The 14,574-nt window shown below is 72.4% G+C and carries 14 protein-coding genes; 6 read left to right on the top strand and 8 right to left on the bottom strand.

The window, feature by feature from the left end:
• From ACFXGA_RS33310 to ACFXGA_RS33300, 3 genes are all read right to left on the bottom strand, one after another.
• The coding region (locus tag ACFXGA_RS33310; RefSeq protein ID WP_378094897.1) for an RNA-binding S4 domain-containing protein at window positions 1-385 on the bottom strand (385 nt) is incomplete at its 3' end.
• Window positions 386-393: 8 nt separating this feature from the next.
• Complete coding sequence (locus ACFXGA_RS33305; protein WP_378094895.1) at window positions 394-1,560, bottom strand: glycosyltransferase; 1,167 nt, start codon at window positions 1,558-1,560, stop codon at window positions 394-396.
• Window positions 1,561-1,896: 336 nt separating this feature from the next.
• Window positions 1,897-2,226 carry a hypothetical protein gene (locus tag ACFXGA_RS33300; protein ID WP_378094893.1) on the bottom strand — a complete coding sequence of 110 codons (330 nt, stop codon included), beginning with the start codon at window positions 2,224-2,226 and terminating at the stop codon, window positions 1,897-1,899.
• 80 nt (window positions 2,227-2,306) lie between these two features.
• Between ACFXGA_RS33300 and ACFXGA_RS33295 the strand changes: the two genes are divergently transcribed.
• A complete protein-coding gene (locus ACFXGA_RS33295) occupies window positions 2,307-2,681 on the top strand; it encodes a hypothetical protein (RefSeq protein WP_378094891.1) in 375 nt (124 codons plus the stop codon).
• 18 nt (window positions 2,682-2,699) lie between these two features.
• Here the strand turns inward: ACFXGA_RS33295 and ACFXGA_RS33290 are convergent, their stop codons facing one another.
• Window positions 2,700-3,728, bottom strand: coding sequence for a LacI family DNA-binding transcriptional regulator (locus ACFXGA_RS33290; protein WP_378094889.1), 1,029 nt, complete (start codon window positions 3,726-3,728; stop codon window positions 2,700-2,702).
• A 383-nt stretch (window positions 3,729-4,111) separates the two neighbouring features.
• Between ACFXGA_RS33290 and ACFXGA_RS33285 the strand changes: the two genes are divergently transcribed.
• The 4 genes from ACFXGA_RS33285 to ACFXGA_RS33270 are packed head-to-tail and all read left to right on the top strand — an operon-like array spanning window position 4,112 to window position 8,790.
• Window positions 4,112-5,425, top strand: coding sequence for an ABC transporter substrate-binding protein (locus tag ACFXGA_RS33285; protein ID WP_378094887.1), 1,314 nt, complete (start codon window positions 4,112-4,114; stop codon window positions 5,423-5,425).
• Window positions 5,426-5,478: 53 nt separating this feature from the next.
• On the top strand, window positions 5,479-6,441 hold the full coding sequence (locus ACFXGA_RS33280) for a carbohydrate ABC transporter permease (RefSeq protein ID WP_378094885.1): 963 nt from the start codon (window positions 5,479-5,481) through the stop codon (window positions 6,439-6,441).
• A gap of 29 nt (window positions 6,442-6,470) precedes the next feature.
• The gene (locus ACFXGA_RS33275) at window positions 6,471-7,277 is read left to right on the top strand and encodes a carbohydrate ABC transporter permease (protein ID WP_378094907.1); all 807 of its coding nucleotides are present in this window, start codon (window positions 6,471-6,473) and stop codon (window positions 7,275-7,277) included.
• Between the two features lie 7 nt (window positions 7,278-7,284).
• A complete protein-coding gene (locus tag ACFXGA_RS33270; protein WP_378094883.1) occupies window positions 7,285-8,790 on the top strand; it encodes an alpha-N-arabinofuranosidase in 1,506 nt (501 codons plus the stop codon).
• A gap of 253 nt (window positions 8,791-9,043) precedes the next feature.
• Here ACFXGA_RS33270 and ACFXGA_RS33265 read toward each other — a convergent pair whose 3' ends face one another.
• The 4 genes from ACFXGA_RS33265 to ACFXGA_RS33250 all read right to left on the bottom strand — a co-directional run bounded on the left by ACFXGA_RS33265 (window position 9,044) and on the right by ACFXGA_RS33250 (window position 13,526).
• Window positions 9,044-11,425 carry an ATP-binding cassette domain-containing protein gene (locus ACFXGA_RS33265; RefSeq protein ID WP_378094881.1) on the bottom strand — a complete coding sequence of 794 codons (2,382 nt, stop codon included), beginning with the start codon at window positions 11,423-11,425 and terminating at the stop codon, window positions 9,044-9,046.
• A gap of 107 nt (window positions 11,426-11,532) precedes the next feature.
• Entirely contained in the window at window positions 11,533-11,943 is a 411-nt protein-coding gene (locus tag ACFXGA_RS33260) for a VOC family protein (RefSeq protein WP_378094879.1), read from the bottom strand.
• A 5-nt stretch (window positions 11,944-11,948) separates the two neighbouring features.
• Entirely contained in the window at window positions 11,949-12,401 is a 453-nt protein-coding gene (locus ACFXGA_RS33255) for a helix-turn-helix transcriptional regulator (protein WP_378094877.1), read from the bottom strand.
• An 87-nt stretch (window positions 12,402-12,488) separates the two neighbouring features.
• On the bottom strand, window positions 12,489-13,526 hold the full coding sequence (locus ACFXGA_RS33250; protein ID WP_378094875.1) for a sigma-70 family RNA polymerase sigma factor: 1,038 nt from the start codon (window positions 13,524-13,526) through the stop codon (window positions 12,489-12,491).
• A 73-nt stretch (window positions 13,527-13,599) separates the two neighbouring features.
• Here ACFXGA_RS33250 and ACFXGA_RS33245 point away from each other — a divergent pair, with 73 nt between their 5' ends.
• Window positions 13,600-14,412, top strand: coding sequence for an alpha/beta fold hydrolase (locus ACFXGA_RS33245; protein WP_378094873.1), 813 nt, complete (start codon window positions 13,600-13,602; stop codon window positions 14,410-14,412).
• Window positions 14,413-14,574 lie beyond the last annotated feature (162 nt).

Raw genomic sequence — 14,574 nt, 5'->3', positions numbered from 1 at the left:
GCGGGGGGGGGGTCCCCCGCCCCCGGCGGGGCACCGGGGCGGGGGGGGGGGGGGGGGGTGGGGGGGGGGGGCGGGCCGCGCGCGCGCCGCCCGCGACCGGCGCCGGGGCCTCGGTCGGCGGCGGAGGCGGCGGGGTGCGGTCGATGAAGCAGCCCACCGCGTCGGCCGCGCCGACGCGTTTCTGGATCACCCGGACGACCTCCACGATCCGGGTCCTGTCACCCACCCGTGCCCGCACTTCGTCGCCCGGCGTCACGGACGTCGCGGGCTTGGCCGGCTTGTCGTTGACCCGCACGTGCCCGCCCCGACACGCCGCGGCGGCGTCGGAACGCGTCTTGGTCAACCGGACCGCCCACAGCCAGCGGTCCACCCGGGTGGACTCCACGCCGTACATCATGACCTGTCGGCGGCCGTCCGCGCACCGGCCCCCGACGGCGGTCGACCGCGCTCGGCGAGGCGCTCCAGGACCGGCACCCCCTGGGCGGGTTCCGGCAGGTCGAGCACCTCGGCGCGGACCCGCCGCGCCGCCCGCCGGTAGCCGGGGTCCGCCAGCACCGCGGCCACCGCGTCGCGCACGTCGTCCGGGCCGGCGGCGACCGGGTCCAGGCTCCGCCCGACGCCGAGCCGCACGCACTGCTCGGCGTTCTGCGGCTGGTCCGCGCCCATCGGCAGCACCACGGTGGGCAGGCCGTGCGCGAGCGCGCCGGTGACGCTGCCCGAGCCGCCGTGCGAGACGACGAGGTCGCAGCGCGGCAGCACGTCGGCCTGCGGCAGGAACCGGGCTATGCGCACGCCCGGCCGCTGCGGGCCGAACTCGGCCGGGTCGACGTGCCGCCCCACGGTGGCGACCACGTCCACCGGCAGCTGCGCCAACCCGGCCAGGACGCGGGCGAACAGGTCGCCGGACTCGGTGTTGAACACCGTGCCCAGCGTGAAGTAGACGGTGGGCGTGGCGGACGGGACCGGCGGGCCGGCGGGCGGCCGGATCGGGAACGCGGTGCCCGGCAACGGGAACGCCGGGTCGCGGAAGCTCGGCGGGAACGGCGAGAACAGCACGTGCCGGTGGCGCAGGACCAGCCCGGGGTCCGGCGGCAGGCCGTGGGCGGCGCGCAGCTCGGCGAGCGGTTCGCCGATCACCGCCGGCCGCACGAACGAGCCCGACGCGATGACCTGGAAGTTCGCCCACGGCACGCCGAGCTTCTCGGCGGCGAGCACGCTGCCGAAGTCGAGTTCCTCGCACACCACGACATCGGGCCGCCACCGGTCGAACAGGTCCAGGTAGAGCGGCACGCGCTCGGCCGCGCCACGCCGCACGAACCCCTCGCGCAACTCGCGGTCGTCGCGCTCCCGGTCGGGCACGGCCAGCGGCAGGCGCTCGACCGGCTCCGGCCCGGCCTCGCCGACGGCCAGCGCGGTGAACCCGGCTCCTTCGACCGCCTCCCGCCGCGCCGGTCCGGCCGCGACCGCGACCGTGTGCCCCGCAGCCGCCACGGCCGACGCGAGGGGCACCATGGGCTCGAAGTGACCGACCCCGCCGATGAACGTGAACAGGACGCGCACCGAGCCACTCTAGAGCGACCCCACCACGCGACCACGACCCAATTACCGCTCCCGCCGACCCGCACCCCGTTCACGCGCCGAGCCGCACCGGGCCGCACCAGGCCGCCCGGTGCCATGCCGAGCCGCGCCGAGCGAACCGAGCCGCCCGGTGCCATGCCGAGCCGCACCGGGGTCGCGCGGGCGCACCGGTGTCGCGCCGAGCCGCACCTCGCTACCCGGTGCCGTGCCGGGCCGCGGACAGCCGCCCGAACCCGCGCCTTCGTCGCCGGGAACCACGTGGAGCGCCGGGAGCCGCGCGTGGTTGCCCGGGACCGCGCGGCCCCGGGAGCCGACCGCTCAGGAGCGGCCGCGCGAGGGCGTCTGGCTGGCCACGCCGTGCCGCAACGGCGTGTTGTCGTCCGGCGAGTGGGCGGGCGACACGGGCGGCGTGTGCGAGGTGGACCTCGCCCCGGGCGCGTTGCGCTGGTCGCCGCCGGAGGGCTCGGCACCTTCGTCCAGTTCGGCCAGTCGCGCGGTCAGCACCTGCACGACCGGCACCCGGTCGCCGTGGTCCCGTTCGTGGTCCAGGACCCGGCTCAGCTCGTCCCGGTCGAGGGAGCGGATGCGATGCCGCAGGTCACCCAGGGACAACTGGTCGTAGTCCGGGATCGGGAGGTCGTTGCTCATGTCCGGCGGCTACCCGGCCGGTCCGGGGGCAAACGCGGTCGCCGGACCGGCCCGGACCCCGTTGTCCTAGCATCCGCCCCGTGGACAGGACACGGGTCGGGTGCTGGTCGGTCGTCGTGCTGATCGTGGTGCAAACGCTTGCCACGCTGCTCTCCGGCGGACCGGCCGAACTGTGGGCGGTGGGCGTGCTGTTCAACGCCGCCGCCGCGTTCTCCGCCTTCCTGGTCCTGCGCCGCCCCGATCGCAGCCGGTGGCCGCTGGTCGCCTGGTCGGCGGGCTTCTTCGGCTGGCACGTGACCGGCCTGCTCTCCCTGGCGGGCGTGGTCACGACCGGGTTGGAGGCCATGTTCACCGTCGGCGGCGACCTGCGGTTGTCGCTGCTGTACCAGGTGGTGCTCACGACCCTGGCCGCGTTCGCCGTGCACCTCCTGCTGCCGAGGCCCAACCGGGGCTGAGGCGCGGGCCGGCGCGGGTCACCGCGAGGCGGCCCGCCCGAGGGTGCTCTGCCGCGCGACGAGCCGGTGCGTGGCGCGGACCTCGATGCCGGGCAGCGGTTCGGCGCTGCCGATGCGCGCGAGCACCCGTTCCACCGCGGTCGTGGCGATGGCCTCCTTGTCCGGCGAGATCGTGCTGATCGTCGGGGTGGAGTAGCGGCCGTCCTCGATGTCGTCGTAGCCGATCAGCGCGATGTCCTCCGGCACGCGCAGCCCGCGGGCCAGCACCTCGTGCAGCGCGCCGAGCGCGACCAGGTCGCTGTAGCAGAACACGGCGTCCGGCGGGTCCGCCCGGTCGAGCAGCACGCGCATCGCGGCCGAGCCGTCGGCCCGGTTGAACCTCGGCCTGCGGATGATCAGCGACTCGTCCACGGGCAGCCCGGCCTCGGCGTGGGCCTGCCGGTAGCCGAGGGTGCGCAGCTGGGCGGCCTCCCCGGTCGGGTACGGCTGGTCGCCGATGGCCGCGACCCGCCGCCTGCCCAGGCCCAGGAGGTGCGCGGTGGCCTCCCGCGACGCCGCCACGTCGTCGATGCCGACGTGGTCGAACGCCCCGTTGGAGGAACGCTCGCCGAGGACCACCAGCGGCAGCGTCGGGTCGCCGTCGTCCAGGTCCTGCTGCGCGAGGCCGAGCGGGCTGAAGATCATGCCGTCGAACAGCAGGGCGCGCCCGCCGCGCCGGATCAGCTCCCGCTCGTGCGCCGGGTCGCCGTCGGTCTGGTCGATCAGGACGTTGTAGCCGCGTTCCCGCGCCCTGGGGATGATGGCCTGCAACAGCTCCGCGAAGTACGGCGTGTCCAGGTAGGGCACGACCACGGCGATCTGCCCGGACCGGCCGTTGGCCAGGTTGCGCGCCAGCACGTTGGGCCGGTAGCCCAGCTCCTTGATCGCCCGCTCGACCTTCTCCCGGGTCCGCTCGGTGACCCGCGCGTAGCCGTTCACCACGTTCGAGACCGTCCGCGCGGACACGCCCGCCAGCTCGGCTACGTCACGCAGCGTGGCGTCGCGCATCGTTCTCCTCCGTCGGACCGGCGCGGCGGCCCCACCGCTACAGCGCTGCAAGGGAGTGTGCACGCCGACCCCCGCCGCGACAAGGCCGACCGAACGGGCCGCGGAGACCACCCCAATCTCATTTGGATTAACTTCAGATGGAGTCTTGCAGCGCGGCAAAACGCCGTCCATAGTGCTTTGCAGCGCAGCAAGACCCGGTGCCACGGTGGCAGACGCGGTCGGGACCCCAGGACCCGCCGGGCCGTGGTGCGACACCCGGACCCGACCTCCAGGGCGCCCGCACCGCGCCTCGCGGGGTCGCCACCACCCGTCCGTCTCGTTCACGCACCGTGATCGCGGTCGCGCATGCCCTCGGGCGCATGCGGCGACGGAAAGGCGCACTCATGTCCGGCACCACCTGGTTGGCGAAACTCCGAGGAGGGCTCGCCGTCTGCGGCCTGCTCGCCGTGGCGGCGTGCGGCGGGGCGAGCGGCGACGGCGACGGACCGGTCACGGTGTCCGTCTGGGCCTGGTACCCGGAGTTCAAGGGGGTGGTCGAGGCGTTCAACGCCTCCCACCCGGACATCAAGGTCGAGTGGACCAACGCCGGCACCGGGGCGGACCACTACGCCAAGCTCAAGACCGCCATCACCGCCGGCAAGGGCGCGCCGGACGTGGCGATGGTGGAGTTCCAGCAGATCCCCACGTTCGTCATCCTCGACGCCCTGATCGACATGGGGGAGCACGGGGCCAACGAGGACGAGCACCTCTACGCCGAGTGGGCGTGGAAGCAGGCCACCGACGGCGACAAGGTCTACGCGATCCCGGTCGACGGCGGCCCGATGGCGTTGATGTACCGCAAGGACCTGTTCGAGCAGCACGGCATCCCGGTGCCGACCACCTGGGCTGAGTACGCCGACGCGGCCGCGCGGATCAAGGCCGTCGACCCCGGCGCGCACATCGCGAGCTTCGGCAGCGACGGCGGCTGGCTCAACGGCCTGATGTGGCAGTCGGGGTGCCGCCCGTACGGCTACTCCCACACCACCGCCCGGGACCAGGTGAGGATCAACCTGACCGCGCCGGAGTGCGAGCGCGTGATCGACCTGCTCGGCGACCTGGTCGACCGGGGGCTCATGGCCAAGGACCCGTTCTTCACCGCCGACGCCTCCGCCGCGCTGGACTCGGGCAAGTACTGGACGTGGGCCGCGGCCGGGTGGACGCCCGGCTACCTGGCGGGCTCGCTGAAGAACACCGCCGGCAAGTGGGCCGTCGCGCCCATGCCGCAGTGGACCGCGGGCGCGGACGAGCAGGGCGACTGGGGCGGCTCCACGTTCACCGTGACCAAGCAGGCCAAGAACCCTGAGGCGGCGACCACGGTGGCCCGGGAGCTGTTCGGGAAGTCCGCCGCGGCCTGGGAGATCGGCCTGGACAAGGCGTTCCTCTACCCGCTGGTGAAGGACGTCGCGGCGGACCCGGCGTTCACCGGCAAGGCGTACGACTTCTTCGCCGGCCAGAAGGTGAACGAGATCTTCGTGCCGGTGTCGGAGAAGCTCGGCGACTTCCAGTTCACCCCGTTCCAGGACTTCGTCTACGGCGAGCTGACCGACCGCAGCGCGGAGGCGTTGTCCGGCGGCCGGCCGTGGAGCAGCGTGCTGGAGGAGACGCAGAAGAACGTCGTCGTGTACGCCGAGAAGCAGGGCTTCAAGGTCAGCCGGTAGCGCCCGCCCGGCCCGCCGCGGCGGGCCACGAGGTCCAGTGGAGGAGGTCCACCGTGACCCGGTCCCTGCCGATCACGGCGCCGGCGGCCGACGAGCCGCCGGCCGCACCGGTCGAGTCCCGCGCGCGGCGGCGGTCGCGCCGGGTCACCGCGCACCCGGTGGCGGGCGCGTTGTTCGTGCTGCCGTTCTTCCTCGTCGTGGTCGCGTTCCTGGTCGTGCCGCTGGGGTACGCGTTCTGGCTCAGCCTGTCCACCAAGAGCCTCGCCCTCGGCACGCGGTTCAGCGGTCTCGACAACTACGTGCGCGCGTTCACCGACCCGGTCCTGCTGGACGGGCTGCTCCGGGTCGTCCTGTTCGGACTCGTGCAGATCCCCGTCATGCTCGGCCTGGCGCTGGCCGGCGCGCTCGCGCTCGACGCCGTGACGACCAGGTTCGCCCTGGCGTTCCGGCTCATCGCGTTCATGCCCTACGCGGTGCCGGCCGTGGTCGGCGCGCTCATGTGGGGCTTCCTCTACAGCCGCACGTTCGGCCCGTTCGCGGACCTGCCGACGCTGGTCGGGGGCGAGCCGATCGACTTCTTCGGCGTCTCGCTGCTGCTGGTGTCGCTGGGCAACATCGTGACGTGGGCGTGGACCGGGTACAACATGATCATCCTGTACTCGGCGTTGCAGGGCGTGCCGAGGGAGCTGCACGAGGCCGCGGTCATCGACGGCGCGACGCCGGTGCAGGTCGCGCTGCGGGTCAAGGTGCCCGCGATCAGGCAGGCGATCTCGCTGGCCGCGATCTTCACCGTGATCGGCACCATGCAATTCTTCACCGAACCGCAGATCATGGCCCGGTTCGCGCCGCAGATCTCGGCCGGCTACACGCCGAACCTCTACGCCTACAACCAGGCGTTCGCCTACTCGGACTTCCACTACTCGGCCGCGATCTCGTTCGCGCTGGGCTTCCTGGTGTTCGTGGTGGCCTACGCGTTCGTGTTCGTCAACAACCGGAGGCGGGGTGCCCGCGCGTGAAGGCTAAGACCCGGCTCCCGCACCTGCTGATGGGCGCGGGCATCCTCTACTTCGCCGTGCCGCTGCTGTGGGTGGTCGTCGCGGCCACCAAGAGCCAGCCCGACCTGCTCGACAGCCCGGCGCTGTGGTTCGCCGGGTTCAGCCTCTTCGACAACATCGGGCAGCTGTTCCGCGAGGACGACGGGGCCTACGGCAAGTGGCTGGTCAACACGGCGCTGTACTCGGGCCTGAGCGCGGTCGGCGCGACGGCCCTGGCCGCCGCCGCGGGGTACGGCCTGGCGCGGTTCCACTTCCCGGGCAAGCGGTTGTTCGAGACGGCGCTGCTGGGCATGATCATGGTGCCGGCCACCGCGCTGGTGCTGCCGACGTACCTGATCCTGTCGGAGGTGGAGCTGGTCGACACGGTGTGGGCGGTCATCCTGCCGTCGCTGCTCAGCCCGTTCGGCGCGTACCTGGTGCGCGTGTACGTGGCCGAGAGCGTGCCGGTGGAGCTGATCGACGCGGCCCGCATCGACCGGGCGGGCGAGCTGCGCATCTTCTGGCAGATCGCGGTGCCGATGATGCGCCCGGCGATCGTCACCGTCTTCCTGTTCACGCTGGTCGCCACCTGGAACAACTACTTCCTGCCCCTGGTGATGCTCAGCGACGCCGACCTCTACCCGCTCACCGTGGGGTTGACCACCTGGTTCAACACCGCGCAGCAGGAGGCCGGCACCCGGATGCTGTTCAACCTCGTGGTGACCGGCTCGCTGCTGGCCATCGTCCCGCTCATCGTCGCCTTCGTCCTGCTGCAGCGCTTCTGGCGCAGCGGTGCGGCCGCGGGTGCCCTGAAGTAGGAGTGTCGTGCTCAACGCCTCTCTCGCCCTCAGCCCCGACTACGTCATCGCGCCGGTGCGCCGCCGGCTCTTCGGGTCGTTCGTGGAGCACATGGGCCGCTGCGTCTACACCGGCATCTACGAACCCGGCCACCCGACCGCCGACGAGGACGGGTTCCGCGGCGACGTGCTGGCCCTGACCCGTGAGCTGGGCGTCTCGCTGGTGCGCTACCCCGGCGGGAACTTCGTGTCCGGCTACCGCTGGGAGGACGGCATCGGCCCGGTCGAGCAGCGCCCCGTGCGCCGGGAGCTGGCGTGGCACAGCCTGGAGACCAACGAGGTCGGCATCGACGAGTTCGCCCGCTGGGCGCGCAAGGCCGACGTCGAGGTGATGTACGCGGTGAACCTCGGCACGCGCGGGGTCGCCGAGGCGCTGGACGTGCACGAGTACATGAACCACGAGGGCGGCACGCACCTGTCGGAGCTGCGCCGCGCGAACGGGGCGGAACGGCCCTACGGCGTGAAGCTGTGGTGCCTGGGCAACGAGCTGGACGGGCCGTGGCAGCTCGGCCACAAGACCGCGCACGAGTACGGCCGGCTGGCCGCCGAGACCGCCCGCGCGCTGCGGCAGGCCGAGCCGGACCTGGAACTGGTCGCGTGCGGCAGCTCCGGCTCCTCCATGCCGACGTTCGGCGAGTGGGAGTCCACCGTGCTGGAGCTGACCTACGACGAGGTGGACCACATCTCGCTGCACGCGTACTACGAGGTGCTGGACGGGGACGTGGACAGCTTCCTCGCCTCGGCCGTGGACATGGACCACTTCATCGACAGCGTCGTGGCCACGGCGGACGCGGTCGGCGCGCGGCTCAAGAGCAGCAAGAAGATCACGCTCTCGTTCGACGAGTGGAACGTCTGGTACATGAAGCGGTTCCAGGACGCGCCGCGCACCGAGTGGGAGGTCGCGCCGCGGGTCATCGAGGACCAGTACGACGTCACCGACGCCGTGGTGGTCGGGAACCTGCTGATCTCGTTGCTGCGGCACAGCGACCGGGTGGCGGTGGCGTGCCAGGCGCAGCTGGTGAACGTGATCGCGCCGATCCGCAGCGAGCCGGGCGGGCCGGCGTGGCGGCAGACGACGTTCCACCCGTTCGCGTTGACGTCGCGGCTGGCGCGGGGGCAGGTGCTGCGGGTGGAGACGTCCTCGCCGACCTTCCCGACCAAGCGCTTCGGCGACGTGCCCGTGGTGGACGCGGTGGCCACGCACGACGCGGAGTCCGGCGACACGGTGCTGTTCGTGGTGAACCGGCACCGGACCGAGCCGGTGGACCTGCGCGTCGGCCTGGCCGCGTTCGGCGACGTGCGGGTGGCCGAGGCGTGGGCCGTGCACGACCCGGACGGTTCGGCGACCAACACCGAGACCGACCCGGACCGCGTCGTGCCGAAGCCGCACGACGTCACCGTCACCGACGGCGACCTGCACACCGCCCTGCCCCCGGTCTCCTGGACCGCCATCCGCCTGACCAACCACCCCTAACCCCACGCGTGTCCTACCTCCAGAACGCGCGTGTCCTACCTTCACGTCGCGCGTGTCCTACCTTCACGTCGCGTGAGTCCAACGCTCAGGTACCCCGAATTCAACGCTCAGGACCGGCCACCTCACCCCGGCACGTGGTCCGAGCGTTGAATTCAGGGGTCCTGAACGTACGACTCACGCGTTCTGAACGTAGGACTCACGTGTTCTGGAGGTAGGACACGCGTGTTCTGGAGGTAGGACACGCGCGGTGGGGTCAGGCGACGTAGGCCGCCAGGTGGTCGCCGGTCAGGGTGGAGCGGGCGGCGACCAGGTCGGCCGGGGTGCCCTCGAACACGATCCGGCCGCCGTCGTGGCCCGCGCCCGGGCCCAGGTCGATGATCCAGTCCGCGTGTGCCATCACGGCCTGGTGGTGCTCGATCACGATGACGGACTTGCCCGAGTCGACCAGCCGGTCGAGCAGCCCCAGCAGCTGCTCCACGTCGGCGAGGTGCAGACCGGTGGTCGGCTCGTCCAGGATGTAGACGTCGCCCTTCTCCGCCATCTGCGCGGCCAGCTTGAGCCGCTGCCGCTCACCGCCGGACAACGTGGTCAGCGGCTGCCCCAGCGTCAGGTACCCCAGGCCGACGTCGGCGAGCCGGTCGAGGACCTTGTGCGCGGCCGGCGTGCGCGCCTCGCCCTCGCCGAAGAACGCCTCCGCCTCCACCACGGACATCGCCAGCACCTCGGCGATGTCCCGCCCGCCCAACGTGTACTCCAGCACCGACGCCTGGAACCGCTTGCCCTCGCAGTCCTCGCACGTGGACTCGACGGTCGCCATCACGCCCAGCTCGGTGTAGATCACCCCCGCGCCGTTGCACGTCGGGCACGCGCCCTCGGAGTTCGAGCTGAACAACGCGGGCTTCACGCCGTTGGCCTTGGCGAACGCCTTGCGGATCGGGTCGAGCAGCCCGGTGTACGTCGCCGGGTTGCTGCGCCGCGACCCCCGGATCGCGCCCTGGTCGATGACCACCACGCCGTCACGCCCGGCGACCGACCCGTGGATCAGCGAGCTCTTGCCGGACCCCGCCACGCCGGTCACCACGCACAGCACCCCCAGCGGGATGTCCACGTCGACGTCCCGCAGGTTGTGCGTGTCCGCCCCGCGCACCTCCATCACGCCCGACCGCGCGCGCACCGCCGGCTTCAGCGACGCCCGGTCGTCCAGGTGCCGCCCGGTGAGGGTGTCGGCCGCGCGCAGCCCCTCGACCGTGCCCTCGAACACGACCTCGCCGCCGCCCGTGCCCGCCGCCGGGCCGAGGTCCACGACGTGGTCGGCGATCGCGATCACCTCGGGCTTGTGCTCGACCACCAGCACGGTGTTGCCCTTGTCCCGCAACTGCAGCAGCAACGCGTTCATCCGGTCGATGTCGTGCGGGTGCAGGCCGATGGTGGGCTCGTCGAACACGTACGTCACGTCCGTGAGCGACGACCCGAGGTGGCGGATCAGCTTGGTGCGCTGCGCCTCGCCGCCGGACAGCGTGCCGGACGGCCGGTCGAGCGACAGGTAGCCCAGGCCGATGTCCACGAAGGAATCCAGCGTCCGCCCCAGGTTCGCCAGCAGCGGCGCCACCGACGGCTCGTCCAGCTCCCGGACCCACTGCGCCAGGTCGCTGATCTGCATCGCGCACACGTCGGCGATGTTCAGGCCCTTGATCCTGGACGACAACGCCTCCTTGGCCAGCCGCGTGCCGCCGCAGTCCGGGCAGGTCGTGAACGTCACCGCCCGCTCCACGAACGCCCGGATGTGCGGCTGGAGCGAGTCGACGTCCTTGGACAGGTAGGACTTCTGGATGGACGGGATCAGCCCCGAGTAGGTCAGGTTGATGCCCTCGACCTTGATCTTGGTCGGCTCCCTGTAGAGCAGGTCGTGCAGCTCCCGCTTGGTGTACTCGCGGATCGGCTTGTCCGGGTCGAAGAACCCGCAGCCGCGGAAGATCCGGCCGTACCAGCCGTCCATGCTGTAGCCGGGGACGGTCAGCGCGCCCTCGTTGAGCGACTTGGTGTCGTCGTACAGCGCGGCGAGGTCGATGTCGTTGACCGACCCCATGCCCTCGCACCGCGGGCACATGCCGCCGAGCCGGGTGAACGTCGCCTTCTCGGCCTTGGTCTTGCCGCCGCGCTCGACCGTGATCGCGCCGCTGGCCCTCACCGACGGCACGTTGAACGAGTACGCGTTCGGCGGGCCGATGTGCGGCGTGCCGAGCCTGCTGAACAGGATGCGCAGCATCGCGTTCGTGTCGGTCACGGTGCCGACCGTCGACCGGGGGTTCGCGCCCAACCGCTCCTGGTCCACGATGATCGCCGTGGTCAGCCCTTCGAGCACGTCCACCTCGGGCCGCGCCAACGACGGCATGAACCCCTGCACGAACGCGCTGTACGTCTCGTTGATCATCCGCTGCGACTCGGCGGCGATCGTGCCGAACACCAGCGAGCTCTTGCCCGAGCCGGACACGCCGGTGAACACCGTCAGCCGCCGCTTCGGGATCTCGACGCTGACGTCCTTGAGGTTGTTCACGCGCGCGCCCTGCACGCGGATGAGGTCGTGGCGGTCGGCGAGGTGCGGCTCGGACGACGGCGCGGTCTTCCTCGTGGCCATGCTGATCGTGTCTCCATCCGGTTGTGCGGGGCGCGTGCGGTGTGGTGGTCGGGGGACGAGCGCCCACCTCGCGCCGGCGGCGGGGTGGGCGTTCCGCTGTGGACGGTTCAGCGCAGCTGCTGGATGCGGACCAGGTTGCCCGCCGGGTCGCGGAACGCGCAGTCCCGCACGCCGTACGGGTGCTCGGTCGGCTCCTGCACGACCTCCGCGCCCCCGCCCTGGAGCGCGTCGAACGTGCCGTCGAGGTCCTTGGTGGCCAGGTTGATGGCGGCGTAGGTGCCCTTGGCCATCATCTCCACGATCGTGCGGCGCTCGTCCTCGGTGACGCCCGGGTCGGCGGCCGGCGGGTGCAGCACGACGGACGTGTCGGGCTGGCCGACCGGGCCGATGGTGATCCAGCGCATGCCCTCGTAGCCGACGTCGTTGCGCACCTCGAAGCCGAGGAGGTCGCGGTAGAAGCCCAGGGCGGCCTCCGGGTCGTCCTGGGGGAGGAAGGTCTGGTGAATGGTGATGTCCATGGCGATCACGCTAGGTTCGGGCCCCGGGCCGGCGCTTCTCGATTCCTGACCGGTCGGGTGACCTGCTTGGCGACGCACGCCGGCATCCCCGCCACCTCGGCCGCCGCCTCGCGCCGGTACGCGCTGGGCGACATGCCCACCAGCTCCGTGAACCGGGTGCTGAACGTGCCGAGCGACGAGCAGCCCACGGTGAAGCAGACCTCGGTGACGCTGAGGTCGCCGCGCCGCAGCAGGGCCATCGCCCGCTCGATGCGCCGTGTCATGAGGTACGAGTACGGTGACTCCCCGTAGGCACGCCGGAACTGCCGGCTGAGGTGCCCGGCCGACACGTTCACGCCCCGGGCGAGGGCCTCCACGTCCAGCGGCTGGGCGAACTCGCGGTCGATCCGGTCGCGCACGCGCCGCAGCAGGGCCAGGTCGCGCAGGTGGTGCGTGGCGGCGGTGGAGGAGCTGGTCACGTGCGCGATGGTGCCACACGACCGGGTGAGGAGCAGCCGGAACGGACGCGCCGGACGCCCGTCACGGACCGCGACGCCCGCGACCGGTCAGGGCAGTGACGCGGGCAGCCCGAACGGCGGGAAGTGCTCCGCGCCGACGAACGACGTCACCTCGGCGATCAGCCCGTCGCGCAGCGTCAGCACGTTGATCGCCCACGGCAGGTGCGCGCCCGCGCGCTCGTCCCACAGGTAGCAGGCGACGGCGGGCTGGCCGTTCGCGCTCGTCTCCCGGTGCCGCCACGGCGGGCAGCTCGTCATCGGCACCCGCACGACGAAGTCGGTGACCGCCTCGATGCCGCGGTACCAGTGCGGCATCGGCGGCATCGACCAGGTGACGTCCTCGGTCAGCAGCGCGACCATCGCGTCGGCGTCGCCGCGTTCCAGCGCGCCGGCGTAGGCGGCCACGACCTGCCGCAGCCGCGCGTCCCCGACCAGGCGCAACGCCTGCTGCTGGGACCGCTGCGGCACCTTCTCGGCGACGACCCGGCGCGCCCGGGCCAGCGCGGAGTTCACCGAGGTGGTCGAGGTGTCCATCAGGGCCGCGATCTCGGCCACCGCGAACCCCAGCACCTCGAACAGCAGCAACGCCGCGCGCTGGTTGCCGGGCAGGTGCTGGAGCGCGGCGACGAACGCCAGCTCCACGGCCTCCCGCTGCGCGTAGCGCCCGGCCGTCCCGTCGTCGCCGAGGCCCGCGTCCGGGTACGGCCCCAGCCACGCGACGTCGGCCGGCGGCACGTCGTCCAGCACGGCCCGTTCGCTGGACGGCCCGAGGTCCACCGGCAGCGCCCGCCGCCCCCGGCTCTCGACCGCGTCCAGGCACGCGTGCGTGGCGACCTTGTAGAGCCACGAGCGCAGCGAACCCCGCCCCTCGAAGCGGCCCAGGCCGCGCCACGCGCGGAGCAGCGCGTCCTGGAGGGCGTCGTCCGCGTCGTGGACGGAGCCGAGCATGCGGTAGCAGTGGGCGTGCAGCTCCCGGCGCAGCGGTTGCACGAGGCGCGTGAAGGCGGCACCGTCGCCGTCGCGGGCGCGCGCCAGGTCCGCCTCCTCGGCCGCCGCCGGGGAACCCGCCGGAAGAACTTCGCTCACGACCGACGATTCTGCCCCACCCCGGGAGTCCTACCGGCGAACGAGCACTCCGGAACCGTCCCGGGAGGACACGATGACCCACACCACCACCGAGACCCTGCGCGTGCCCGACGCGCTGTTGCACTACGAGGTCCGCGGCCGCGGACCGCTGGTGGTGCTCGTGGGCGCGCCGATGGACGCCCGGCCGTTCGAGCGGCTGGCCGACCTGCTCGCCGCGGACCACACCGTGCTCACCACCGACCCGCGGGGCATCAACCGCAGCAAGGTGGACGACCCGGACCGCGACGCCACGCCCGAGCTGCGCGCCGACGACCTGGCCCGGCTCATCGCGCACGTGGACGCGGGGCCCGCCGTCGTCCTCGGCTCCAGCGGCGGCGCGGTGAGCGTGCTGGCGCTCGCGCAGGCGCGCCCGGACCTCGCGCACACCGTGATCGCGCACGAGCCGCCGCTGGACCAGCTCGTGCCGGACCGGGAGGACCTGCTCCGGCGGACCGACGAGATGGTCGCCACCTACCTGGCCGGCGACCCCGTGGGCGCGTGGCGGCAGTTCATGTCCATCGCGAACATCCACATGCCCGACGAGGTGGTGGAGCAGGTCTTCGGCGGCGAGCGCCCGCCGCAGGACCTCGCCGACGAGCGGTTCCAGTACGAGCGCATGCTGCGGCCGACCGTCCGGTGGGTGCCGGACCTCGACCTGCTGCGTTCCGTGCCGACCCGCGTCGTGGTCGGCATCGGCGAGGACTCGGGCGGTGAGCTGTGCGAGCGCACGTCGCTCGCGCTCGCGGAAGGCCTCGGCGTCGAGCCGACCCGGTTCCCCGGCGGTCACATCGGCTTCGTGGACGACCCGGCCCGCTTCGCCGCCCGCCTGCGCGAGCTGCTGCCCTGACCCCTCACGAGAGTCCAACGTTCACCCTGCGTGAGTCGAACACCCAGGCCCCGAGTGTCGAACACTCAGGCCCCATGAGTTCAACACACGGCAAACCGGGGGGGCGGCCGAGTGTTGTACACGGGGTGCGCGAACGTGGGTCTCTCGCGACCCGAAAGTTTG

It is taken from the genome of Actinosynnema sp. NPDC059335 (assembly GCF_042752395.1).
In the GTDB taxonomy this organism is placed as follows: Bacteria; Actinomycetota; Actinomycetes; order Mycobacteriales; family Pseudonocardiaceae; genus Actinosynnema.
This window is presented reverse-complemented; position numbering and strand designations above follow the sequence as displayed.

Excerpts from the sequence above, each read along its gene's own strand:
- ACFXGA_RS33285 (WP_378094887.1), top strand. The coding sequence starts at position 4,112 with ATGTCCGGCACCACCTGGTTGGCGAAACTCCGAGGAGGGCTCGCCGTC.
- ACFXGA_RS33275 (WP_378094907.1), top strand. The coding sequence starts at position 6,471 with ATGGGCGCGGGCATCCTCTACTTCGCCGTGCCGCTGCTGTGGGTGGTC.
- ACFXGA_RS33260 (WP_378094879.1), bottom strand. The coding sequence starts at position 11,943 with ATGGACATCACCATTCACCAGACCTTCCTCCCCCAGGACGACCCGGAG.
- ACFXGA_RS33245 (WP_378094873.1), top strand. The coding sequence starts at position 13,600 with ATGACCCACACCACCACCGAGACCCTGCGCGTGCCCGACGCGCTGTTG.
- ACFXGA_RS33290 (WP_378094889.1), bottom strand. The coding sequence starts at position 3,728 with ATGCGCGACGCCACGCTGCGTGACGTAGCCGAGCTGGCGGGCGTGTCC.
- ACFXGA_RS33300 (WP_378094893.1), bottom strand. The coding sequence starts at position 2,226 with ATGAGCAACGACCTCCCGATCCCGGACTACGACCAGTTGTCCCTGGGT.
- ACFXGA_RS33265 (WP_378094881.1), bottom strand. The coding sequence starts at position 11,425 with ATGGCCACGAGGAAGACCGCGCCGTCGTCCGAGCCGCACCTCGCCGAC.